The following is a 338-nucleotide window of genomic DNA, read 5'->3' as shown; positions in this document are numbered from 1 at the left end:
TCTAGGAGAATTCATGAAGGTCAGTAGAGGTAAGAAACGCATGCGTCAGGTACTAGATGCGCGACGCGCATGGAAACGTATGTACTGCGAAGCAACGTTCGAGTTCCTGTATAATGCGCGACCAAACCGCAAATTCGGCACCACCAGTAGTGCACATGGTGCCCGCGTAATCGACCGAATCACAGGAGGCGTGTGGCCGCCCTACGAGAAGTTCGACATTCCAGTATCCTCGTTTCCGGCACCTCACAATCTGACACTTCCGGTTGAAGCACAGGACCTGAAGAGGCGGGTCAAGGTAGCGTCATTCTGCACTTGACCAGTCGGCGCGTAACGTAGTA

The 338-nt window shown here is 53.6% G+C and carries 1 protein-coding gene; it reads left to right on the top strand.

Going from position 1 to position 338, the window contains the following annotated elements; all coding sequences use genetic code 11:
• On the top strand, nt 1-316 hold a 316-nt coding region (locus AC1RPG_RS08510; protein ID WP_481762553.1), incomplete at its 5' end, for a hypothetical protein.
• Between the last annotated feature and the right edge of the window lie 22 nt (nt 317-338).

This window comes from Dellaglioa sp. CoH-57-MRSF-18 (assembly GCF_056781995.1).
The sequence above is the reverse complement of the archived record's forward strand: the minus strand, read 5'-3'. Positions and strand labels throughout refer to the sequence as shown.